The organism is Pseudomonas farris (assembly GCF_019145235.1).
Lineage (GTDB): Bacteria > Pseudomonadota > Gammaproteobacteria > Pseudomonadales > Pseudomonadaceae > Aquipseudomonas > Aquipseudomonas farris.
Map to the genome: position 1 here is coordinate 74,409 of NZ_JAHSTV010000012.1, position 21,456 is coordinate 95,864.

Below are 21,456 nucleotides of genomic sequence, written 5' to 3' on the forward strand. Positions count from 1 at the left end.
TAATTCAGTTGAACAAGCCGTAGAAGAATAGACGGATGCTATCCCACATGCGGCGGAAGATACCACCCTCGTCGACCGCGTCCAGAGCGATCAGGTCGGCGCTGTGCACCACCTTGTCATCCAGTTTCACTTCGACTTTACCGATCACATCGCCCTTGGCGATTGGCGCGACCAGTTGCGGGGTCATGGTCATGCTGGCGGCGAGCTTTTTCAGCTGGCCTTTTGGCAGGGTCATGGTCAGGTCTTGAGCCAGGCCGGCCTTGACTTGATTGGTAGTGCCTTTCCAGACAGGTGCCTGAGCCAGCTCGGCGCCTTTCTGATAGAAGGTCTGGGTTTCGAAGAAGCGGAAACCGTAAGTCAGCAGCTTCTGGGTTTCAGCAGCGCGGGCTACATCGCTGTTAGTGCCGAACACCACGGCGATCAGGCGCATGCCATCACGTACGGCCGAAGACACCATGCAGTAGCCGGCTTCGTCGGTGTGACCGGTTTTCAGACCGTCGACGGTCTTGTCGCGCCACAGCAGCAGGTTGCGGTTAGGCTGCTTGATGCCGTTCCAGAAGAACTCTTTCTGCGAGTAGATCGCGTAGTGAGCCGGGTCTTCGTGGATGATCGCGCGAGCCAGCACCGCCATGTCGTGAGCCGACGAGTAGTGCTCAGGGTTTGGCAGGCCGGTCGGGTTCATGAAGTGGGTGTTGGTCAGGCCCAGTTCGGCGCCGGTTTTGTTCATCAGATCGGCGAAGGCATCCTCGCTGCCGGCGATATGCTCGGCGAGCGCAACACTGGCGTCGTTACCCGACTGAATGATGATGCCGTGCAACAGATCACTGACGGTGACTTGCGAACCCACCTTGATGAACATCCGCGAACCGCCGGTACGCCAGGCGTTCTCGCTGACGGTCACCGGGTCGTTCTCGCCGATTTGGCCGCGACGGATTTCCAGGGTCGCGATGTAAGCGGTCATCAGCTTGGTCAGGCTGGCCGGCGGCAGACGCTGGTCACCGTTGTTCTCTACCAGCACGTTGCCGCTGCTGGCGTCCATGAGTACGTAGGCTTTGGCGGCCAGTTGCGGTGGCGACGGCATCATCTCGACCGCAAAAGCGGCAGGCGAGAGGAGCAGCGGGACTAGCAGGCACAGGCGTTTGGCAAAGGTGGTGATATTCATCCGTCTCTCGAAATCGCTAATGGAAACTGCCCTAGGGCAAAACTAATCAGACAACTCTCTAAAAAGTTGTCGCGTGTTCAGTTGCTCACTCTGCAACCCTTGCCGGGCTTTTATTCTTCAACGAGCCAACAACCCGGTTCGCCCCCCCAAACCGCAGGCGAACCGTCAATCAAGTACCAGGTACTACTCGGCGCTGACCAGGCTCGGCGAACCGAGGTTGGCCAGCCGCACGCTGTTCTGCACCTGCTGGATTTCACCCGGCGAACCGATCGGCCCCAGGCGCACCCGATGCAGGGTCTGCTGGTTACGCACGATCGAGCTGATGAACACCGGAGCGCTCACCATCCCGCTGAGCTTCGATCTCAGGAGTTCTGCAGCGTCCGGGTTGGCGAACGCGCCCACCTGCAGATACTGGCCAGAGGCTGGTACAGAAGCGTTTTTTTTTGCATCGATCTGCACAGGCACAACGGCCGCGGCGTGCTGCTGCGGCGGTGGCGTCCACTGCTCGACGGTGCCGGTGGAGGCCGTCACAGTCGGCGCGGCATTTTGCGCCACTTGCGGTTCATTAAGCATCAACGGCGCCGGACGGCCCTTCTGTGCCCACCATTGCTGCGGGTCGATGCCTTCGACCTTGACCCGCGCGGTACCGGTTTCGGCATAGCCGAGCTTCTTGGCCGCTGCATAGGACAAGTCGATGATCCGGTCCGAGTAGAACGGCCCACGATCGTTGACCCGCAGAATCACGCTCTTGTTGTTGTCCAGGTTGGTCACCCGAACGTAACTTGGCAATGGCAAGGTCTTGTGCGCGGCGCTCATGCCATACAAGTCATACACCTCGCCGTTGGCGGTGTTCTGACCATGGAACTTGGTGCCGTACCAGGACGCAGTACCCGAGGCCACGTAGGTCTTGGATTCCTGCAACGGGAAATAAGTCTTGCCCAGCACGGTGTACGGGTTGGCTTTATAAGGACCGCTGTGCAGAGTCGGCGTGGCATCCGGGATGCGCGATACGTCGACGTCCCACCAGGGTGCGCCATCCTTGTGAGCCCGGTTGATATCCAGGCCAGGTGCCGAACGAACGGCGGTCGGAGACTTCTGAGCCGGCGCACGGCTGGTCGAACAACTGGCGACCAGAACCGTCAACGCGGCGAATGCCATGAGCTTCAGGGGTTTATTCATAGGCAATGCCCGCATTACTTGACGCCCCGTGCTTGGACCAGCTGTTCAGACAGTTGATGTACGGCCATGGCGTACATCACGCTGCGGTTATAACGCGTGATCGCGTAAAAATTCGTCAGGCCCATCCAGTATTCGGGGCCATTGTCACCTTCCAGACGGAAAGCCGTGACCGGCATATCATCGCGCAGCGCATCATGACTCGACCAGCCCAGCGCCCGCAACTCCCCGACGGTTTTCGTCGGTTCAATGCCTGCGGTCAAACCATCGTCTACCTGATCGCCACGCACATCGGCGCGGCTGACCACAGGTTCGCCGGCGACCCAGCCGTGACGCTTGAAATAACTGGCGACGCTGCCGATGGCATCGTCCGGGTTGTTCCAGATATTAATGTGGCCGTCACCGTCGAAATCCACAGCATAGGCGCGAAAACTGCTCGGCATGAACTGCGGCAAGCCCATGGCCCCGGCGTAGGAGCCTTTGAGGGTCAACGGGTCCACCTGCTCTTCACGGGCCAGCAGCAGGAATTCACGCAATTCCTTGCGGAAGAATTCGGCACGGGGAGGATAGTCGAAACCCAGGGTCGACAAGGCATCGATCACCCGGAAATTTCCGGTATTTCGACCAAAAAAGGTCTCGACGCCGATGATCGAGACAATCACCTGCGCCGGCACGCCGTATTCCTGCTCGGCACGAGCCAGGACCGCTTCGTGCTGACGCCAGAAGTCCACACCACGAGCGATGCGCGCATCGGTGATGAACATCGGACGATATTCTTTCCACTGCTTAACCCGTTCGGCGGGCTTGGAGATCGCGTCCAGAATCGACTGTTTGCGCTCGGCTTCGCGGAACACGCCCATCAGCTGTTCGCCGGCAAAGCCATAGTCGCGGGTCATTTCACCGACGAACTCGGCCACTTGGGGTGAGCCTTCATAATCGCCGGCCCACGCTTGCTGCGCGGTACCAAGGATGCTTACCAGGCCGACCCACGGTGCGTATCGAGTCGCCCAGCCACGCATTACTTGCATTGAAATCTTCACCTTATTCAAACCTGTGCGATCCACTTACGATGGGTATGGATCGACATCAAAACCCCAAACGCTGACAGTAGCGTCACCAGCGAAGTTCCTCCGTAGCTAATGAACGGCAACGGCACCCCCACAACCGGCAACAGGCCACTGACCATACCGATGTTGACGAAAACGTAAACAAAAAACGTCATGGTCAGGCTGCCCGCGAGCAATTTGCCGAATAATGTCTGCGCCTGGGCGGTAATCACCAGCCCGCGACCGATCAACAGCAGGTAAATCAGCAACAGTGCGCAAATGCCCACCAGGCCGAACTCTTCGCCCAGCACCGCAATAATGAAGTCGGTGTGGCTTTCCGGCAGGAAGTCCAGGTGCGACTGAGTGCCGAGCAACCAGCCTTTACCAAACACGCCGCCGGAACCGATGGCGGCTTTCGACTGAATGATGTTCCAGCCGGTACCCAGCGGATCGCTCTCCGGGTCGAGGAACGTCAGGACGCGCTGCTTCTGGTAGTCGTGCATCACGAAGTACCACATGGCCACAGACACCGGCACGGCGGCAGCAATCACACTGAGAATCCAGCGCCAGCGCAGGCCGCCCATGAACAGTACGAACGCGCCACCCGCCAGGATCAACAACGAAGTGCCAAGGTCGGGCTGACGCACGATCAGAATGAACGGCAATCCGATCAGAAACAGGCTGATGCCCACATGCTTGAGCTGTGGCGGCAAGGAGCGCTTGGCCAGGTACCAGGCGATGGTTGCCGGCATCAGGATCTTCATGAATTCCGAAGGCTGGAAGCGGATCACCCCCGGAATGTTGATCCAGCGCGTGGCGCCCATGGCGTTGTGGCCCATGACATCCACCACCACCAGCAACAGCACGCCGATCACATAACCGACCGGCACCCAACGGGCCATGAAGCGCGGCTCGAACTGGGCGATGACGATCATCGATACCAGACCGATGCCGAAGGAAGTGGTTTGCTTGGCCAGCAGATCCCAGCTTTTGCCACTGGCCGAATACAGCACGAACAGGCTGCCGGCAGCCAGGGTCAGCAGCAGAATCAGCAACGGGCCGTCGATGTGCATGCGTTGCAGCAGCGTCGCACGGCGACGCATCACATCCTCGCTGGAGAGGATGCGATCGAAATTACTCTTCACGGGCCGTAGCCTCCGCACTGATAGGGCTGGCGTATTCGGCTTTCAGTCGGCCGTCCTGGTCCAGGAGCCAGGCGTCCATGATTTGACGCACCACTGGTGCGGCGACGCCGGAACCGGACTCGCCGTTCTCGACCATCACCGACACTACGATTTGCGGGTTGTCGGCCGGCGCGAAGCCGACGAACAAGGCGTGGTCGCGGTGACGCTCCTGAACCTTGGAGCGGTCGTACTTTTCACCCTGCTTGATCGCGACCACCTGAGCCGTACCACTCTTGCCGGCAATCCGGTATTGAGCACCGATGGAGGCCTTGCGCGCCGTACCGCGGGCACCGTGCATCACCTGCTGCATGCCGTGGTTGACCTTGGTCCAGTCCGACGGGTCACGCAGGACGATGTCCGGCATGGGGTTTTCGTCCTTCGGCCGCTCGCCTTCGACAGTCTTCGCCAGGTGCGGACGGTTCCAGACGCCTTTGTTGGCCACCAGCGCTGTGGCCTGCGCCAGTTGCAACGGAGTCGATTGCATATAGCCTTGACCGATCCCCAGAATCAGCGTCTCGCCCGGGAACCAGGCCTGACGACGGGTCGCGCGCTTCCATTCCCGGGTCGGCATCAGCCCCGGCGACTCTTCGAACATGTCCAGGGAGACCTTCTGGCCAATGCCGAATTTGCTCATGTACGCCGATAACCGATCGATCCCCAGCTTGTGGGCCAGGTCATAGAAGTAGGTGTCATTGGAACGCATGATCGCCGTGTCCAGATCCACGTACCCGTCGCCGGTACGGTTCCAGTTACGGTATTTGTGATCGTAGTTGGGCAATTGGTAGTAACCGGGATCGTAGACCCGGCTCGACGCCGTAACCACGCCCGCATCCAGACCGGCAATCGCCACCGCCGGTTTAATCGTCGAGCCCGGCGGGTACAGACCGCGCAACACGCGGTTGAACAGTGGCCGGTCGATGGAATCGCGCAACTCGGAATAGGCTTTGAAGCTGATGCCGGTGACGAACAGGTTCGGGTCGAAACTCGGCTGACTGACCATCGCCAGCACTTCGCCGGTTTTCGGGTCCAGCGCCACCACCGCACCACGGCGACCGCCCAGTGCGGCTTCGGCCGCTTCCTGCAATTTGATGTCCAGGCTCAGGACTATGTCCTTGCCGGGAATCGGATCAGTACGCTTGAGCACGCGCAATACACGGCCTCGTGCGTTGGTTTCGACTTCCTCGTAACCCACCTGGCCGTGCAATTCGGGCTCATAAAAACGCTCGATGCCGGTCTTGCCAATGTGGTGGGTGCCGCTGTAGTTGACCGGATCGAGCGTCTTCAGCTCTTTCTCGTTGATCCGCCCCATGTAACCCACCGAGTGCGCAAAGTGCGCGCCCTGCGGGTAATGCCGCACCAGCTGCGCGACCACTTCCACACCAGGCAGGCGGAACTGGTTCACCGCGATGCGGGCGATCTGCTCTTCGGTCAGTTCGAACAGGATTGGCACCGGCTCAAACGGCCGGCGCCCCTGACGCATGCGTTTCTCGAAGATCACCCGGTCCTCGGGCGTCAGCTCCAGCACCTCGACGATCACGTCGAGCACTTGCTGCCAGTTGCCGGAGCGTTCGCGGGTCATGCTCAGGCTGAAGCTCGGCCGGTTGTCGGCCACTACGACGCCATTGCGGTCGAAGATCAACCCGCGAGTCGGCGGAATCGGCTGAACATGGACGCGGTTGTTTTCCGACAGGGTCGAGTGGTACTCGTACTGGATCACCTGAAGGAAATACAGCCGCGCGATCAGCACGCCAATCAGCGCCACCACTGCAATGGCCCCGAACACGACGCGGCCACGCACTAGACGGGCGTCTTTTTCGTGGTCCTTGATGCGGATCGGCTGGGGCATGAGGGCAGAACTACTTGTGGTAAGGGTGGCCGGACAGGACTGTCCAGGCACGATACAGCTGTTCGCCGATCAGAATCCGCACCAATGGGTGCGGCAACGTCAACGGCGACAACGACCAGCGTTGATCCGCCCGGGCACAGACCTCCGGCGCCAGCCCCTCGGGGCCACCGACCATGAAATTCACCGTGCGCGAGTCCAGCCGCCAGCGATCGAGTTCGACCGCCAGTTGCTCGGTGCTCCAGGGCTTGCCGTGGACTTCGAGGGTGACAACGCGCTCGTTCGGCCCGACCTTGGCCAGCATGGCTTCGCCTTCCTGACGGATAAAGCGCGCCACGTCGGCGTTCTTGCCGCGGGTGTTGAGCGGAATTTCCACCAGTTCCAGCGCCAGCTCGGACGGAAGACGCTTGGCATATTCATGCCAGCCTTCTTCCACCCATTTGGGCATGCGTGAACCGACGGCGATCAGTCGCAGTCGCACAGCGGTCCCTTATTGCTGGTCTTTGTTGAGCTTGATGAAATGCTCATGGGTGTTTTCCGGGCTGTGGTGCGCGGCGCTGCCGGCACGGCTCTGCTCGGCACCCTGCCACAAACGCTCCAGGTCATAGAACTGGCGAGCGCTGGCAGTCATCATGTGCACGATGACATCGTCCATATCCAGCAATACCCAGTCGCTGTCGCCCTTGCCTTCTTCACCCAACGGTTTGACGCCCTGGGCCTTGACCGCCTCGCGGACCTTATCCAGCATCGCGCCGATCTGGCGGTTGGAAGTACCGGTAGCGATGATCATGAAATCAGTGATGCTCTGCTTTTCACGAACGTCGATCACCAGAACATCCTGGGCCTTGACGTCTTCCAGGGCCGCTACGGCGACCTTGACCAGCTCTTCGCCGCGCAACTCCGGGCCGGTATTGGCCACTACTGGCAGTGGAGCGCTCTTGAACGTGCCCTTGCGCTTTACTTTGTTTACGTCTTTGTCAGTCATATAAAACTCGTTTTGCTCGTATGTTCGGGCGCTTCGATACACGCATTCACGTGCCTTGAAGCGCGCCCTTTTTCAGTTCGACGCACGGTAAAGCCCGTGCGCATCGATGTAGGCCAGGACCGCGTCGGGCACCAGGAAACGTACCGACTTACCGCTGGCCAGCAGTTGACGGATCTGGGTGGCGGATACCGCGAGCGGCGTCTGCCAGACGAATGCAATCTGTCCGCTCGGCCCTTTGAGGGCCAGCGGGTCGCTCACCGAGCGCGCTGCCAGCAGGTTGCGCAAGGCATCCGGCGGTTCGCTGTCGGCATCCGGGCGTTGCAGCACCAGGATGTGGCAATGCTGGAGCAACTCTTCCCAGCGGTGCCAAGTGGGCAGGCCGCAAAATGCGTCCCAGCCCAAAAGTAGAAAAACCTGGTCTGGGGCGGCCAGTTCGGCACGCATCAGTTCCAGGGTATCGATAGTGTAGGACGGTTTGTCCCGCTGCAATTCGCGAGCGTCCACCACCAACGGTGGCACACCGGCCACCGCGCACTTGACCATCGCCAGACGGTCCTTCGCCGACACTTGCGGCGTACCGCGATGAGGCGGCCTGGCACTGGGTGTCAGACGCAACTCATCAAGCGCCAGCGATTCGGCGACTTCCAGCGCACCGCGCAAATGGCCGATGTGCACCGGGTCGAAGGTCCCGCCCAGTACGCCAATGCGTCGAGGCTGGGGCTCGCTGGCGGTCACTTGGGCTGACGGGTCGAAGTCGCCCAAGTCAGACCGACTCCTGGCCGCGCAACTGACCGTCACCGACCACGATGTACTTCTCGCAGGTCAGCCCTTCGAGGCCCACCGGACCGCGGGCGTGCAGCTTATCAGTAGAAATGCCAATCTCGGCACCCAATCCGTATTCGAAGCCATCGGCGAAGCACGTCGGGGTGTTGATCATGACCGAAGACGAATCGACTTCAGCCACGAAACGCCGGGTGTCGGCCAGGTTTTCGCTGACGATTGAATCGGTGTGATGGGAGCCGTACTTATTAATATGCTCGATGGCCTGATCCAGACCGTCGACCACACGGATCGAAAGGATCGGCGCCAGATATTCGGTGTGCCAGTCTTCTTCAGTGGCCGCAACGGCCTCGATGATCGCCCGGGTGCGCTCGCAACCGCGCAGTTCGACGCCTTTTTCGCGGAACTGGGCAGCCATCGACGGCAGGAACTCCTTGGCAACCGATTGATCCACCAGCAAGGTTTCCATGGCACCACAGATGCCATAGCGATAAGTCTTGGCATTGAATGCAATGCGCTGGGCTTTCGGCAGATCGGCGTGGGCACTGACGTAGACGTGACAGATGCCGTCCAGGTGCTTGATGACGGGCACGCGGGCATCGCGACTGACCCGCTCGATCAGGCCACGACCGCCACGAGGCACGATGACGTCGACGTATTCCGGCATGGTGATCAGCGCGCCAACGGCGGCACGGTCGGTGGTTTCGACCACTTGCACCACGGCGGCCGGCAGACCGGCCTCGGCCAGACCGCGCTGGATGCAGGCAGCAATCGCACGGTTGGAATGAATCGCCTCGGAGCCGCCACGCAAAATGGTCGCGTTGCCGGACTTAAGGCACAGGCTGGCGGCATCGATGGTCACGTTCGGCCGTGATTCGTAGATAATCCCGATCACGCCCAATGGCACGCGCATCTTGCCGACCTGGATGCCAGACGGGCGATAACTCATGTCGCGGATCGCACCCACCGGGTCCGGCAAGGCCGCGACCTGGCGTAAACCGACGATCATGCCGTCGATGCGTTCCGGGGTCAGTGCCAGACGTTCCAGCAGAGCAGGCTCAAGACCGTTGGCGCGGCCGCCGGCCAAATCCCGTTCATTGGCTGCGGTCAGCTCGGCGCGTGCAGCGTCCAGCGCATTGGCAGCTGCCTGCAAGGCGCGGTTTTTCTGCGCGGTGCTGGCACGGCCGATCACGCGGGAAGCTTCGCGGGCGGCGCGACCCAAACGGGTCATGTAGTCAAGAACGGACTCAGTCATGGTCTGCAATGGTCTTTGCTAAAGTCTTGGTAAAGAGTAAAGCGGCAGATTATAGCTGTCGCGTCCCGGGACTAACAGCGGTGACAGGCGGATGGTCGAAATGGAGCGCAATTTGCCGACGTTCAGCCGGGATTAAGCTGCATATTGTTATCATCACGACTCAATCAGCCCTGATAAACGCTGTTCATCATGACCAATCTGCCTGTTTCTGCATCCACTACGCACCAGCCCAAGGGGCTGCCGGATGCATTTTTCGACCGCGATGCGCAAACGCTGGCCCGGGATTTACTGGGCAAAATCATCCGTCATCGGGTCGGCGATCTGTGGCTCAGTGCGCGGATTATCGAGACCGAAGCCTATTACTGCGAAGAAAAAGGCAGCCACGCCTCACTTGGCTACACAGAAAAGCGTAAGGCTTTGTTTCTGGATGGCGGCCACATCTATATGTATTACGCCCGCGGCGGCGATTCCCTGAACTTCAGCGCTCAGGGGCCAGGCAATGCAGTGCTGATCAAATCCGCCTATCCATGGGTCGACGAACTGAGCGGGCCGGCGAGTCTGGCGCAGATGCTATTGAACAATCCCGATGCTCAGGGCCGCCCTCGCCCCTCGCAAAAACTGTGTGCCGGGCAGACGCTGCTCTGCAAAGCGCTGGGACTGAAGGTGCCGGTCTGGGATGCCAAGCGCTTCGACCATGAAGTGCTGCTGGTGGAAGATGTCGGGCCCGCGCCCGGCCATATCATCCAGACCACACGCCTGGGCATCCCCCACGGGCGCGACGAACATTTGATGTACCGTTTTGTTGATGCGGCTTACGCACTTTACTGCACGCGTAACCCGCTGCGCCGGGGGCAAGTCGAAGGTCGCGATTATTTTTTGTTGTCCTGAATATTGGGAAATCCCTTGTGGGAGCGAGCCTGCTCGCGATAGCAGACTGATCGTCGAAGTAGATGTCGTCTGACACTCCGCTATCGCGAGCAAGCTCGCTCCCACATGAGACCTGTAGTGTTTTGAAGATTGCGTTCGTCCTTTGGGACCGATTGATTATTCGATGGAGTTGTTTTTATGGGCCCATGGCTCGATAGCGTGACCGGTTGGTTGACGGTCAATCCACAGTGGCTGGCCGCGGCAGTGTTCATAGTGGCTTGCGTTGAATGCCTGGCAATTGCCGGGCTGATCGTGCCCGGCACAGTGTTGCTGTTTGCCGTGGCGGTGCTGGCCGGCAGTGGCGCGTTGTCATTGGGTGAAACGCTGCTGCTGGGTTTCCTCGGCGGTGTACTGGGCGACATCGTTTCGTACTTTTTAGGGCGACATTTCCACCAGAACATCCGTCGCCTGCCAGGGTTGCGCCATCATCCGGAATGGATGGCCGGGGCCGAGGCTTATTTCCAGCGTTATGGCATCGCCAGCCTGTTGGTCGGACGCTTTATCGGCCCGCTGCGGCCAATGCTGCCAATGGTCGCCGGGATGTTCGACATGCCATTCCCGCGATTCGCCGTCGTCAGCCTGTTGGCTGCCGCGGGCTGGAGCCTCGCCTATCTCCTGCCGGGCTGGGCCACCGGGGCGGCGATTCGCTTGCCATTGCCGGAAGGTTTCTGGCCTGAAGCCGGGATTGTCGCCGGCAGCATTGCGGTGATGGTCGGTCTGAGCGCAAACAGCAGCCTGCGCCGCCATCGCCGGGCGACCATCTGGATCAGCAGCATGAGCCTGTTGATCCTGATCGGGCTGTTCATCGGCTACCCGCACCTGACCGCCCTCGACCAGGGATTGATGACCCTGATACAGGAGCACCGCAGCCCGGTGCTTGATGAAGCGGCTGTGGTGTTCACGCTGATCGGTGAATTCCGCAACATGTTCATGATCAGCGCGCTGCTGACAGTCTTGCTGTTGCTGACACGACAATGGCGGCACGCGATCTTCGCCGGCGGCACCCTGCTGTTCACCGCGCTGGGCAACACCGCGACCAAGCACTTTTTCGCCCGCGTGCGCCCAGAAGTGCTGAGCGACCCACTGACCAGCTACAGCATGCCCAGCGGCCATGCCTCGGGCTCTTTCGCGCTGTTCTTGACGCTGGCGGTGCTGGCGGGTCGCGGACAACCGCCGCGCATGCGCCTGACCTGGTTATTGGTGGGCTGCTTGCCGGCGCTGACGATTTCCTTTTCACGGGTGTACCTGGGCGCGCACTGGCCGACCGATGTACTGGCCGGCGCGATGCTGGCGGCATGCGTGTGTGCGGCCAGCCTTTGGCTGACTCAACGCCAGACGTCGCTCAACGCCATGCCGCAGAAAATCTGGTGGCTGGTGTTGCCTTCATTGGTGGCATTGTTCGGTTTCTTTGTGTTGAGGCACATGCCGCATGCGATGTTGAGGTATGCGTACTGAAGATCAAAAGATCGCAGCCTTCGGCAGCTCCTACAGGGAGTACGCCAATTTAATGTAGGAGCTGCCGCAGGCTGCGATCTTTTAGCGGACGTCAGGCAAACAACTCACCCTGCAACTCATCCAGCAACGCCTGAATCGCATCCAGCCGCTGCTGCGGATCATCAAGTTGCAGCAGGTCTATCTTGTCCACCTCGGCAAACGGCAACAGGTAGGCCAGCTGATTTGCCAGCGACTGTTGCCCCGTCGCTTCGGTGCCCATGCTCAGCGCTTCGACCATCGGGTGTTCCGCCAAAGCCTTGAGCAGTGCGACCAGGTCGGCGTCCTCATCCTGCAGCGGTTGCTCGGGCTCGTCTTCCAGCCACTCGACTTCGGCGACGATCAACTGGTTGCGCTGCACCTCGGTGCGCACAACGTGGAAACGCCGCCCGCCCTTCACCCGAATACCCAGCAGGCCATTGTCCTGCTGGTGGAAGTCGGTGATCAGCGCCTCGCACCCCACCCGTGCGTAGCCTTCGGGGGCGATGCCGACTTCTTCACCGTCGAGGATGCACACCACGCCGAAGCCGCCGCCCTGTTTCATGCAGCGACCGATCATGTCCAGATAACGCGCCTCGAAGATCTGCAAGTCGAGGATGCAGTCCGGAAACAGCACCGTGTTCAGCGGAAAAAGCGGCAGACTCATAGACATTTCCTTACACCACCATCGACACCGCCAACGGCAGGAACACCGCCGTGGCCACGCCCATCAGACTCATCGCCAGTGCCGCGAAGGCACCGCACTCTTCACTTTCCTGCAAGGCCACCGAAGTGCCGACCGCATGAGCGGTCATGCCCAGAGCCATGCCGCGGGCCTCTGGGCTGTGGACACCGAGACGGGTCAAAAGACTCGGCCCGAAGATTGCCCCGATCACCCCGGTAATCAATACGAACACCGCCGCCAATGCCGCGACACCACCGATCTGCTCCGCCACCAGCATGGCAATCGGCGAAGTCACCGATTTGGGTGCCATGGTCATCAGGATCATGTGTTCGGCGCCGAACCACCAGCCCAGCAGCACACCCATGCCCGTGGCGACCACACCACCTATCACCAGCGTAGTAAATATCGGCCAGAACAACTGCCGGATCCGCCGCAGGTTGAGGTACAGCGGTACCGCCAGCGCAACAGTGGCCGGCCCGAGCAAGATACTGAGGATCTCGGTGCTCTTGCGGTACTCGGCGTAACTCAGGCCGCAACCGACCAGCACAGCGATGACCAGCAACATGGAAACCAGTACCGGCTGCAGAAAAACCCAGCGGGTTTTCTCGAACGCTGCCAGCACCAACTGATACGCCCCCAGCGTAATACCAATACCGAACAATGGATGATGAATCACCGACGCCCAGGCGCCGTGCCAATCGAAAATCATTGGCCGTCCTCGCGATGAGCGTGAGGCTTGACCATGCGCTGCATCAACACGCCGGCGAAGGCCATCGACAACAGCAGCGACAGCACCAGCGCACCGGTGATCGCCCAGAAATCCGCGGCAATGTCGGCGGCGTAAACCATCACCCCCACCGCCGGCGGCACCAGCAGCAACGGCAGGTAACGCAGCAAGCTGCTGGCGGCGAGGTTCAGGGGCTCGCCGACTTGCCCGCGAATAATCAGATACCCCAGCAGCAACAGCAGGCCAATGATCGGCCCCGGCAGTACCGGCAAAAACAGATGATTGAGGGCGGTGCCGAGCAATTGAAAAAGCACCAGCCAGGTCAGGCCACGTAACAACATCCATCATCTCCCACGCGCTCTCCCCACAAAGAAGGGGCCCGACATTATAAGCACGCCAACGCTATGAATCGGCATTCGCCAAAAGCATGGATAGTTGACCGGAACAATTTGTCATGTTGATCTAAAGTGGTTCGCAAGGGAGGTCATCCCCCCGCTCGAAAAACTAAAAACCGATGAACCCAAGGAGAGTCTCAATGCCCTATGTTCCAGTTGCGGAGCTCAAAGATTATGTCGGCAAGGAACTCGGACGTTCCCAGTGGCTCACCATCGACCAGGAACGTATCAACCTGTTCGCAGAAGCCACAGGCGATTATCAGTTCATCCATGTCGATCCAGTCAAAGCTGCGCAAACACCTTTTGGCAGCACCATTGCCCATGGTTTCCTGTCGTTGTCACTGATCCCCAAACTGATGGAAGACATCCTCATCCTGCCCGAAGGCGCGAAGATGGTGGTCAACTACGGTCTGGACAGCGTGCGTTTCATCCAGCCTGTGAAGGTCAATTCCAGGGTGCGACTCAAGGTCGACATGAACGAGGTCATCGAGAAGAAACCCGGCCAATGGTTGCTCAAAGCCACCGCCACGCTTGAAATCGAAGGGTCGGACAAACCGGCGTATATCGCCGAGCCACTGTCCCTCTGCTTCGTGTAAAGCATCCCGGATGCGAAGCAGCCACGCTGTTTCGCGCCGTGTCTCTGCCGTGTCCCTATAAATGCGACACATAGCTGCGGCATACTCGGTCGTCTAATTGCCCGGATCCCGCTATGCGCCCACTTGCACTCCTTGCTCTGACCCTGTTGCTCACCGCTTGCGGCGATGGCGAATCGCTGTTGCCCCCCGACGCCCGCCTGCCGGACGGCGGACGCTATCGCGGTGATCTGGTCAATGGCTTGCTGCAAGGTGAAGGCCGCATCGATTACCCGAACGGCAGCTGGTACGCCGGCCAGTTCGACAAAGGCCAATGGCATGGCCAGGGCGAATGGCATGGCAGCAACGGCGAGGTCTATCGCGGACAATTCCAGCAAGGGCTATTCGACGGCCAAGGCACCCTGACCACCACTGGCAGCAGCTATACCGGCGGTTTCAAGGCGGGTAGACGCGATGGTGAAGGCACCCTCAAAGAAAACGCCATGACCTACCGCGGCGAATTCAAGGCCGATCAATATTCAGGGCTCGGTCGTCTGGAGCTCGCAGACGGCAGTCAATACCAGGGTCAATTTGCCCACGGCAAACCCAACGGCGAAGGCCAGCGCAGCGATGCCAGCGGCAATCAGTTCACCGGGCATTTCGCCAATGGCCAGCTGGAAGGCAATGGCACCTTCAACAGCGCCGATGGCGATATCTATGTCGGCGGTTTCAAGAACAATCAACTGCATGGCAAGGGCCGCTACGAAAACGCCGATGGCGATGTCTGGCTGGGTCACTTCAAGGAAGGCGTGCTCAGCGGCAAGGGCGAGTTGATCGGCGCCGACGGCAGTCACTATATCGGTCAGTTCAGCGACTGGCGTTTCACCGGTCAGGGCCGCTTGAACCTGGCCGATGGCAGCTTCTATATCGGCCAGTTCGATGGCGACAACTATCAGGGCAAAGGTACTTTGGTGCTGACCGATGGCACGGTGCAGAGCGGCACCTGGGTCAATAGTCAGCGCGTGCGCGACGCCGACGGCAAGCTGCTGCCCGACCCTCTTGAACTCGGCTTGCTGGCCCAAGGGCGCTTGCTCGACGATGCACTGGCCAACGTGCCGGCCTCGACCCCGGCGGTCGAACTGTACACCTTGACCCTGGGCGGCGATGGCAAGCAGAGCGTGTTCCTGCGCGAGTCCGACTACGTCGCCAACATGCTCGCCAGCCGTTTCGGCGCCTTCGGCCAGATCCGCCTGGTCAACCATCGCGATCACCTCGGCGACCGGCCGATGGCCACCCGGGAAAACCTGCGCCGCGCCGCCCAGACCCTGGCCGAACGCAGCGGTCCGGAAGACTTGCTGTTCATTTACCTGACCAGCCATGGCTCCAGTGAACACGAACTGGTGCTCGACCAGCCGCGCATGGAACTGGCCGATTTGCCGGCCGACGAACTCGCCGCCGTCCTCGCGCCCCTGAAGAAGCGTGACAAAATCATCGTGATTTCGTCCTGCTATTCCGGCGGTTTCATCCCCGCCCTCAAGGATGAACGCACCCTGATCATGACCGCCTCGCGCGCCGATCGAGTGTCCTTTGGGTGTTCGGAAGAAGCCAACTTCACGTATTTCGGCGACGCGCTGTTCGCCCAGGCGCTGAACCAGACCGACGATCTGGAGCAAGCCTTCAAACTGGCCAGCGCCACCGTGGCCGAGCGTGAACTGGCCGACAGCTTCGAAGCTTCCGAGCCACAGATCTGGGCACCGAAAACCGTTCTCAGCCACTGGCAACTGTTGCGCAAACAACAGGCACGAAAGGCACTGCAAAGTGTCTCTATCAGCAAGGATGAAAAGAGCAACTAAGCTGAATAGTATCAAGGGGGAATTACTATGTACTTGACGCCTCAGCATGTATTGCTTGCCGGAGCTACCGGGTTAACCGGTGAACATTTGCTTGACCGTCTACTCAACGAGCCAACGATTACACGAGTATTGGCCCCCTCACGCCGGCCACTGGCAGAGCATCCTCACTTGGAAAACCCGGTCGGCGACCCGGCGGTGTTTTTGCCGCAATTGAACGGTCGCGTCGACATTGCCTACTGCTGCCTCGGCACCACGATCAAACAGGCAGGCTCCGAGCAAGCGTTTCGCGCGGTAGACCTGGACATGGTGGTGGCCTTCGCCAAACGTGCGCGGGAAATGGGCGCACGGCACTTGATCGTGATCAGCGCTCTGGGTGCCGATCGGCGATCCTCGATTTTCTACAACCGGGTTAAAGGCGAGATGGAACACGCATTGCGCGCGCAGAATTGGCCGCAGCTGACCATTTGCCGGCCTTCTCTGTTATTGGGCGATCGCGTCGAGCCGCGACTGGCCGAGAAAGTCGCCGGCCCGTTGTCGCGATTGATTCCGGGCAAGTACCACGGCATCGAAGCCTGCCAACTGGCCCGCGCCATGTGGCGCCTGGCGCTGGAAGAGCAGGATGGCGTGCGGATTGTCGAGTCGGATGAGTTGCGCAAGTTGGGCAAATGATTCTGCGGCGCCCAAACGGACGCCTTCGCGAGCAAGCCCGCTCCCACATTGGATTTGTGAACGACACAGATCAAATGTGGGAGCGGGCTTGCTCGCGAAGGGCGCAACACCGATTCACAGCCGAACGCTACAACCCACCGGTCGCTTGAAAACTTACGCCAATCACCGTCAACAACGACAGCGGCAACAGCAACGTGTCGAGCAACGCACTGGCCGGCAGGTCAACACCCGGATAGCTCGGCGCTTCTGCGCCGAATCGGTCCATGGCGCAGCACCCGCCATTCATCGCATACAAATCCAGACGCGTCCCCGAATACACCACCGGCGCTCCAGGCTTGGCGGCATCGAGCGTGCGCGCCGTGGCGCAGCCCGCCAATTGCAAAGCCAGCAGGATAATCAGCAGCTTATTCATCGCTGCTCAAATGGTGTTCGCCCCAACGCGGCAGCATGTCTTGCGGGATGTTTAAACAGTTGAGAATTCGCGCCACGACGAAGTCGATCAAGTCATCGATGGTCTGCGGCTGGTGATAGAAGCCCGGTGACGCCGGCAGAATGGTCACGCCCATGTTCGACAGCTTGAGCATGTTCTCCAGATGAATGCTCGAATACGGCGCCTCGCGCGGCACCAGAATCAGCTGGCGGCGCTCCTTTAACGTCACATCGGCAGCCCGTTCGATCAAGTTGTTGCAGGCCCCGGTCGCGATAGCCGACAAGGTCCCGGTGGAACACGGCACCACCACCATCGCCGCTGGCGAGCCAGAGCCCGAAGCCACCGGCGACATCCAGTCTTCCTTGCCATACACCCGAATCTGCCCGGCGGCGGCGCCGGTGTATTCAGTGAGGAAGGCTTGCATCATCTGCGGTTTCGACGGCAGAGAGACATCAGTCTCGGTAGCCATCACCAGTTGCGCAGCCTTGGAAATCAGGAAGTGCACCTCGCGGTCTTCACGCACCAGGCAGTCGAGCAGGCGCAAGCCGTACTGGGCGCCCGAAGCGCCTGTCATCGCCAGCGTGATGCGTTCCGGGCCGTTGTTCATTGCAGCGCCTCAGCCAGTTTGCCATGCAGGCCGCCGAAGCCGCCGTTGCTCATGATCACCACGTGAGTGCCTGGCTGGGCCTGGCTCTTCACGCGCTCGATGATGCCTTCCAGCGAGTCGCTGACAATCGACGGCACGGTGCACAACGCTGCTGTGGCACCCAGATCCCAACCGAGGTTGGCTGGCGAATACCAGATCACCTGATCGGCATCGACCACACTTTCCGGCAAGCCATCGCGGTGAGCGCCGAGCTTCATGGAGTTGGAGCGCGGCTCGATGATCGCGATCAACGGCGCGTCGCCAATGCGTTTGCGCAGACCGTCGAGGGTGGTGGCGATAGCGGTCGGATGGTGAGCGAAATCATCGTAAATGGTGATACCGCGCACTTCCGCGACTTTTTCCATCCGCCGCTTCACGCTTTTGAACGCGCTCAGTGCCGCAATGCCCATCGACGGTACTACGCCGACGTGACGCGCAGCGGCCAAGGTGGCCAAGGCGTTGGCGACGTTGTGCTGACCGGTCATGTCCCACTCGACCACGCCTTGAACGGCGCCTTCGAACATCACTTCGAATTTCGAGCCGTCTTCACTGAGCAGTTTGACTTGCCACTGACCGCCGGCACCGGTGGTTTGCACCGGGGTCCAGCAGCCCATTTCGATGACGCGCAGCAATGCCGGCTCGGTGGTCGGATGGATCACCAGGCCTTCGCTCGGGATGGTCCGCACCAAATGGTGGAATTGACGCTCGATCGCCGGCAAATCGGGGAAGATGTCGGCGTGATCGAACTCAAGATTGTTCAGGATCGCCGTGCGTGGACGGTAGTGAACGAACTTGGAGCGCTTGTCGAAGAACGCGCTGTCGTATTCGTCGGCTTCGATCACGAAGAACGGCGTGCCGCCCAACCGCGCCGACACCGAGAAATTCTGCGGCACGCCGCCGATCAGGAAACCCGGGCTCATGCCGGCGTGCTCCAGGACCCAGGCGAGCATGCTGCTGGTGGTGGTTTTGCCGTGAGTCCCGGCAACCGCCAGCACCCAGCGGCCTTGCAACACGTGATCCGCCAGCCATTGCGGGCCGGAGACGTACGGCAGGCCTTTGTTCAGCACATATTCGACGGCCGGGTTGCCGCGCGACATCGCATTGCCGATCACCACCAGGTCCGGGGCCGGATCGAGCTGCGCCGGGTCGTAACCTTGGGTCAACTCAATGCCCTGGGCTTGCAGCTGAGTGCTCATTGGCGGATAGACGTTGGCATCGGAGCCCGTCACGTGATGGCCCAGCTCTTTGGCCAAAACCGCCATCGAACCCATGAAAGTGCCGCAAATACCAAGAATATGAATGTGCATAGTCGACCTCGTAAAACATGGCCGCAGGTTAGCGTAGGGAGGGGAAAATCGCACCTTTGTTTCTGACTTGAGGACGCCTTCGCGAGCAAGCCCGCTCCCACATTAGATCTGTGTCGTTCACAAATCCAATGTGGGAGCGGGCTTGCCCGCGAATGGCCGCGACTCGGTTTACCGGGCGATACCGTGTTTGCGCAGCTTTCTGTAGAGGGTATTGCGGCTGACGCCCAGCTGTTCGGCCGTGTGCGTCATGTGCCAGCGCTGCTGCTCCAGCACCGTCAGCAACGCCAGCCGCTCGGCATCGTCCAGCGGATACTCGGACGGCTCTTCAACCGCCGACGCCGGCACCGGCCGGGCCTGGCGAATCATCGCCGGCAAATCCTCCAGCCCGATCCGGCCCTCGTCACATAGCGCCGCCAGGGTTCGCAGCACATTGCGCAACTGCCGCACATTCCCCGGCCAGGCAAAATCCAGCAAGGCCTGCCGCGCCGGCCCGTCGATCAATACCGTCTCTGCGCCCGCCTCTTCGGCCAGCAAAAAGTCGAGCAACTGTGATTTGTCAGCGCGCTCGCGCAGCGCCGGCAATGCGACCTCCAGCCCATTGAGCCGGTAATACAAATCCTCGCGGAAACTGCCGTCCTGCACCCGTTCAAGCAGATTGCGGTGAGTGGCGCTGATGATCCGCACATTGACCGATTCCGGCTCACCGCCAATCGGCACCACCTGACGGTCTTCCAGCACCCTTAATAGACGGGTCTGCATGCTCAGCGGCATGTCACCGATTTCATCAAGGAACAACGTCCCGCCATCCGCCTGCTGTAACTTGCCACGCATGCCTTCCTTGCGGGCACCGGTGAAGCTACCGCCGCGATAGCCGAACAGCTCGCTTTCGATCAGGCTTTCGGGAATCGCCGCGCAATTGAGTGCAACGAAAGATTTTGCTGCCCGTTGACTGGCCTGATGCACAGCTTTGGCGAAGGCCTCCTTACCTGAGCCGGTTTCGCCGTTGATCAGCAACGGCACGTCCCGTTCAAACACGCGCAAGGCCTTGCGGAAATCCTCCTGCAACGCAGCATCGCCCAGGCAAATGCCTGACAAGCGCGGACGCTCGGCAACCATCGGGCTTTGCACCACCGGCACCGGAATACTGCGCGGCTGCCCGCGCAACACGGCAAACAGCCGCCGCCCGTCACGGGTGCGCAATGGCCAACTGGCGCTGGCACTAGGGCTCGCGCGGCCGAGCAATTCATCCAGCGAGCAGTCGAAAAACGCCTCCACCGGTTTACCCAACAGCCCGCCACGAATATGCCCCAGCAAATTCAGCGCACTCTGGTTCACCGCACTGATCCGCCCTTCCCCGTCGAACGCCAGCAACCCTTCACTGAACAGCCCGACGGATTCGGCCTGCAAGTGAAAACGCAGCAACCATTGATTGTCGAAGTAACGCAGGAAATAGCAGCTCTCGATCATCTTCGCCGACAGATTGACCAGGGCCATGGTGTGGAACTGGCTCTGACGCGAAACCTCATGACGCGCCGAAGACACGTCGAGCACCGCCAGCAGCTCGCCGTGAGGATCAAACACCGGGCTCGCCGAGCAAGTCAGGCCGGTGTGACGGCCACGAAAATGTTCGTCTTGATGGATGGTCAGGGACTGGCGCTCCACCAGGCAGGTGCCGATGCCATTGGTGCCTTCGCAGGCTTCGCTCCAGTCGGCGCCCAGCCAAAGGCCGGCGCGCTCGAAAATCTTCCGTTCGGCGGGCGCGGTGACGCAGTTGAGGATCACCCCGCGGGCGTCGGTCAGCAGCACCGCGTGGCCGGCGCCGGAAAGTTGCTGGTGAAGGCTGGTCATTTCGTTGCCGGCGATCTGCAGCACTTGCTGCAAGCGTTCGCGGCTTTCCAGCACGCGGCCATGTTCCAGCACCGTCGGCGCCACGGTCAGGGCCGGGTCGAGGTGATAGTCCTCAAGACAACGCAGCCAGGAACGGGCAATGGACGGATCGCTGCCGGGACCGTGAAGGTGGGATTTACCCTGGGTCACGGTCAACACTTGCTGGGCATGGCGACTCAAATGGTTGTCGTGCATTTCTTATTATTCTCCCCGATAGGTGAGTGCTTACCTATAGCCACTTCCTGTGGCGAGGGGGCTTGCCCCCGTTCGGCTGCGCAGCAGTCGTAAATCCTGTGTATGCGGTGTATCCAGGTAATCGAGGTGAATGGTTTAGGGTGCATCGCTGCCCAACGGGGGCAAGCCCCCTCGTCACACAAGCCCCGCACCACACATCGCCCCTCGCCACAGAGGATTACCTGTGTGGCAATTTGAGGCCCAGCATCCTCCAGCCATCGAC

At 60.5% G+C, this 21,456-nt stretch carries 21 protein-coding genes; 5 read left to right on the plus strand and 16 right to left on the minus strand.

What is annotated here, in order from left to right:
- Positions 1 to 4: 4 nt before the first annotated feature.
- The 9 genes from KVG95_RS23720 to KVG95_RS23760 form a co-directional block, all read right to left on the minus strand.
- Positions 5 to 1,162 carry a D-alanyl-D-alanine carboxypeptidase family protein gene (locus tag KVG95_RS23720; protein WP_123720530.1) on the minus strand — a complete coding sequence of 386 codons (1,158 nt, stop codon included), beginning with the start codon at positions 1,160 to 1,162 and terminating at the stop codon, positions 5 to 7.
- A 183-nt stretch (positions 1,163 to 1,345) separates the two neighbouring features.
- The gene (locus tag KVG95_RS23725) at positions 1,346 to 2,356 is read right to left on the minus strand and encodes a septal ring lytic transglycosylase RlpA family protein (protein WP_123720531.1); all 1,011 of its coding nucleotides are present in this window, start codon (positions 2,354 to 2,356) and stop codon (positions 1,346 to 1,348) included.
- Entirely contained in the window at positions 2,356 to 3,366 is a 1,011-nt protein-coding gene (gene mltB, locus KVG95_RS23730) for a lytic murein transglycosylase B (RefSeq protein WP_217858168.1), read from the minus strand. The genes KVG95_RS23725 and mltB overlap by 1 nt, the downstream gene beginning before the upstream one ends.
- Positions 3,367 to 3,383: 17 nt before the next feature.
- On the minus strand, positions 3,384 to 4,487 hold the full coding sequence (gene rodA / locus KVG95_RS23735; RefSeq protein WP_217858225.1) for a rod shape-determining protein RodA: 1,104 nt from the start codon (positions 4,485 to 4,487) through the stop codon (positions 3,384 to 3,386).
- Between the two features lie 31 nt (positions 4,488 to 4,518).
- Positions 4,519 to 6,414: a penicillin-binding protein 2 gene (mrdA, locus tag KVG95_RS23740; protein WP_217858169.1), complete on the minus strand. Its 1,896-nt coding sequence runs from the start codon at positions 6,412 to 6,414 to the stop codon at positions 4,519 to 4,521.
- A gap of 10 nt (positions 6,415 to 6,424) precedes the next feature.
- Complete coding sequence (gene rlmH / locus KVG95_RS23745) at positions 6,425 to 6,892, minus strand: 23S rRNA (pseudouridine(1915)-N(3))-methyltransferase RlmH (RefSeq protein WP_007937439.1); 468 nt, start codon at positions 6,890 to 6,892, stop codon at positions 6,425 to 6,427.
- A gap of 9 nt (positions 6,893 to 6,901) precedes the next feature.
- Positions 6,902 to 7,396, minus strand: a complete 495-nt coding sequence (rsfS, locus tag KVG95_RS23750; protein ID WP_038981377.1) for a ribosome silencing factor — start codon at positions 7,394 to 7,396, stop codon at positions 6,902 to 6,904.
- 72 nt (positions 7,397 to 7,468) lie between these two features.
- Positions 7,469 to 8,158: a nicotinate-nucleotide adenylyltransferase gene (gene nadD, locus KVG95_RS23755; protein ID WP_008009047.1), complete on the minus strand. Its 690-nt coding sequence runs from the start codon at positions 8,156 to 8,158 to the stop codon at positions 7,469 to 7,471.
- Between the two features lies 1 nt (position 8,159).
- Positions 8,160 to 9,431 (minus strand): glutamate-5-semialdehyde dehydrogenase, encoded by a 1,272-nt coding sequence (locus KVG95_RS23760; RefSeq protein WP_217858170.1) that lies wholly within the window; start codon positions 9,429 to 9,431, stop codon positions 8,160 to 8,162.
- Between the two features lie 189 nt (positions 9,432 to 9,620).
- On the opposite strand from KVG95_RS23760, the gene KVG95_RS23765 reads away from it, so the two are divergent.
- Positions 9,621 to 10,319: a DNA-3-methyladenine glycosylase gene (locus KVG95_RS23765; RefSeq protein ID WP_052967102.1), complete on the plus strand. Its 699-nt coding sequence runs from the start codon at positions 9,621 to 9,623 to the stop codon at positions 10,317 to 10,319.
- Positions 10,320 to 10,496: 177 nt separating this feature from the next.
- Positions 10,497 to 11,813 carry a bifunctional DedA family/phosphatase PAP2 family protein gene (locus KVG95_RS23770; RefSeq protein ID WP_217858171.1) on the plus strand — a complete coding sequence of 439 codons (1,317 nt, stop codon included), beginning with the start codon at positions 10,497 to 10,499 and terminating at the stop codon, positions 11,811 to 11,813.
- 91 nt (positions 11,814 to 11,904) lie between these two features.
- On the opposite strand, the gene KVG95_RS23775 is transcribed toward KVG95_RS23770, so the two are convergent.
- Genes KVG95_RS23775 through KVG95_RS23785 form a run of 3 tightly spaced genes read right to left on the minus strand, consistent with a single transcriptional unit; the run spans position 11,905 to position 13,581 of the window.
- Positions 11,905 to 12,495: an LON peptidase substrate-binding domain-containing protein gene (locus KVG95_RS23775; protein ID WP_052967100.1), complete on the minus strand. Its 591-nt coding sequence runs from the start codon at positions 12,493 to 12,495 to the stop codon at positions 11,905 to 11,907.
- Between the two features lie 10 nt (positions 12,496 to 12,505).
- Entirely contained in the window at positions 12,506 to 13,222 is a 717-nt protein-coding gene (locus KVG95_RS23780) for an LrgB family protein (protein ID WP_008009037.1), read from the minus strand.
- Complete coding sequence (locus KVG95_RS23785) at positions 13,219 to 13,581, minus strand: CidA/LrgA family protein (RefSeq protein WP_038981371.1); 363 nt, start codon at positions 13,579 to 13,581, stop codon at positions 13,219 to 13,221. Before KVG95_RS23785 ends, KVG95_RS23780 begins: the two co-directional genes overlap by 4 nt.
- Before the next feature lie 194 nt (positions 13,582 to 13,775).
- Between KVG95_RS23785 and KVG95_RS23790 the strand changes: the two genes are divergently transcribed.
- The 3 genes from KVG95_RS23790 (at position 13,776) to KVG95_RS23800 (ending at position 16,729) form a co-directional block, all read left to right on the plus strand.
- Positions 13,776 to 14,231, plus strand: a complete 456-nt coding sequence (locus tag KVG95_RS23790) for a MaoC family dehydratase (RefSeq protein ID WP_052967098.1) — start codon at positions 13,776 to 13,778, stop codon at positions 14,229 to 14,231.
- 113 nt (positions 14,232 to 14,344) lie between these two features.
- On the plus strand, positions 14,345 to 16,060 hold the full coding sequence (locus KVG95_RS23795) for a C13 family peptidase (protein ID WP_217858172.1): 1,716 nt from the start codon (positions 14,345 to 14,347) through the stop codon (positions 16,058 to 16,060).
- Between the two features lie 27 nt (positions 16,061 to 16,087).
- Positions 16,088 to 16,729 (plus strand): oxidoreductase, encoded by a 642-nt coding sequence (locus KVG95_RS23800; RefSeq protein ID WP_123359082.1) that lies wholly within the window; start codon positions 16,088 to 16,090, stop codon positions 16,727 to 16,729.
- 127 nt (positions 16,730 to 16,856) lie between these two features.
- Here KVG95_RS23800 and KVG95_RS23805 read toward each other — a convergent pair whose 3' ends face one another.
- From KVG95_RS23805 to KVG95_RS23820, 4 genes are all read right to left on the minus strand, one after another.
- A complete protein-coding gene (locus KVG95_RS23805; protein WP_008009029.1) occupies positions 16,857 to 17,141 on the minus strand; it encodes a YceK/YidQ family lipoprotein in 285 nt (94 codons plus the stop codon).
- Entirely contained in the window at positions 17,134 to 17,766 is a 633-nt protein-coding gene (gene ubiX, locus KVG95_RS23810; protein ID WP_007894343.1) for a flavin prenyltransferase UbiX, read from the minus strand. Before ubiX ends, KVG95_RS23805 begins: the two co-directional genes overlap by 8 nt.
- On the minus strand, positions 17,763 to 19,112 hold the full coding sequence (gene mpl, locus KVG95_RS23815; RefSeq protein WP_007894342.1) for a UDP-N-acetylmuramate:L-alanyl-gamma-D-glutamyl-meso-diaminopimelate ligase: 1,350 nt from the start codon (positions 19,110 to 19,112) through the stop codon (positions 17,763 to 17,765). The genes ubiX and mpl overlap by 4 nt, the downstream gene beginning before the upstream one ends.
- Positions 19,113 to 19,280: 168 nt before the next feature.
- Positions 19,281 to 21,194, minus strand: a complete 1,914-nt coding sequence (locus KVG95_RS23820) for a sigma-54-dependent Fis family transcriptional regulator (protein WP_217858173.1) — start codon at positions 21,192 to 21,194, stop codon at positions 19,281 to 19,283.
- Between the last annotated feature and the right edge of the window lie 262 nt (positions 21,195 to 21,456).

Bases quoted from the DNA above. Each gene is read 5' to 3' on its own strand.
- KVG95_RS23720 (WP_123720530.1), bottom strand. From the start codon at position 1,162: ATGAATATCACCACCTTTGCCAAACGCCTGTGCCTGCTAGTCCCGCTG.
- KVG95_RS23725 (WP_123720531.1), bottom strand. From the start codon at position 2,356: ATGCGGGCATTGCCTATGAATAAACCCCTGAAGCTCATGGCATTCGCC.
- mltB (WP_217858168.1), bottom strand. From the start codon at position 3,366: ATGCAAGTAATGCGTGGCTGGGCGACTCGATACGCACCGTGGGTCGGC.
- rodA (WP_217858225.1), bottom strand. From the start codon at position 4,487: ATGCGTCGCCGTGCGACGCTGCTGCAACGCATGCACATCGACGGCCCG.
- mrdA (WP_217858169.1), bottom strand. From the start codon at position 6,414: ATGCCCCAGCCGATCCGCATCAAGGACCACGAAAAAGACGCCCGTCTA.
- rsfS (WP_038981377.1), bottom strand. From the start codon at position 7,396: ATGACTGACAAAGACGTAAACAAAGTAAAGCGCAAGGGCACGTTCAAG.
- KVG95_RS23760 (WP_217858170.1), bottom strand. From the start codon at position 9,431: ATGACTGAGTCCGTTCTTGACTACATGACCCGTTTGGGTCGCGCCGCC.
- KVG95_RS23765 (WP_052967102.1), top strand. From the start codon at position 9,621: ATGACCAATCTGCCTGTTTCTGCATCCACTACGCACCAGCCCAAGGGG.
- KVG95_RS23770 (WP_217858171.1), top strand. From the start codon at position 10,497: ATGGGCCCATGGCTCGATAGCGTGACCGGTTGGTTGACGGTCAATCCA.
- KVG95_RS23775 (WP_052967100.1), bottom strand. From the start codon at position 12,495: ATGAGTCTGCCGCTTTTTCCGCTGAACACGGTGCTGTTTCCGGACTGC.
- KVG95_RS23780 (WP_008009037.1), bottom strand. From the start codon at position 13,222: ATGATTTTCGATTGGCACGGCGCCTGGGCGTCGGTGATTCATCATCCA.
- KVG95_RS23785 (WP_038981371.1), bottom strand. From the start codon at position 13,581: ATGTTGTTACGTGGCCTGACCTGGCTGGTGCTTTTTCAATTGCTCGGC.
- KVG95_RS23790 (WP_052967098.1), top strand. From the start codon at position 13,776: ATGCCCTATGTTCCAGTTGCGGAGCTCAAAGATTATGTCGGCAAGGAA.
- KVG95_RS23795 (WP_217858172.1), top strand. From the start codon at position 14,345: ATGCGCCCACTTGCACTCCTTGCTCTGACCCTGTTGCTCACCGCTTGC.
- KVG95_RS23800 (WP_123359082.1), top strand. From the start codon at position 16,088: ATGTACTTGACGCCTCAGCATGTATTGCTTGCCGGAGCTACCGGGTTA.
- KVG95_RS23805 (WP_008009029.1), bottom strand. From the start codon at position 17,141: ATGAATAAGCTGCTGATTATCCTGCTGGCTTTGCAATTGGCGGGCTGC.
- ubiX (WP_007894343.1), bottom strand. From the start codon at position 17,766: ATGAACAACGGCCCGGAACGCATCACGCTGGCGATGACAGGCGCTTCG.
- mpl (WP_007894342.1), bottom strand. From the start codon at position 19,112: ATGCACATTCATATTCTTGGTATTTGCGGCACTTTCATGGGTTCGATG.
- KVG95_RS23820 (WP_217858173.1), bottom strand. From the start codon at position 21,194: ATGCACGACAACCATTTGAGTCGCCATGCCCAGCAAGTGTTGACCGTG.